This is a genomic window from Gleimia coleocanis DSM 15436 (assembly GCF_000159015.1).
Taxonomy (GTDB): domain Bacteria; phylum Actinomycetota; class Actinomycetes; order Actinomycetales; family Actinomycetaceae; genus Gleimia; species Gleimia coleocanis.
The window spans coordinates 1-227 of sequence record NZ_DS999569.1 but is presented as its reverse complement, the minus strand read 5'-3'; the positions used below and the strand labels follow the sequence as shown (position 1 = coordinate 227).

Below are 227 nucleotides of genomic sequence, written 5' to 3'. Positions count from 1 at the left end.
ATCTTGTCCAGCATTCTTTGAAAGGCCTGAGCCTGCGCTTCCTGCTGAGCGGCAGCAAGTTTTCCGGCCTTCTCGGCTTCTCTCTGCGCTTGCGCAACCCCGCTCAATTCCTCTGTGGTTTCATTAAGTTTACGGACAAGAAATTCATATTCTTCTTTATCAATAAGCCCTTTATCGAAAAATTTCTTTAATTCAGAATAGCGTCGACCGACAGTATCAATTGCGGC

1 protein-coding gene is annotated in these 227 nt (G+C 45.8%); it reads right to left on the bottom strand.

Going from position 1 to position 227, the window contains the following annotated elements:
* A partial coding sequence (locus HMPREF0044_RS07710; RefSeq protein ID WP_006547575.1) for a hypothetical protein occupies window positions 1-227 on the bottom strand: 227 nt, incomplete at both ends.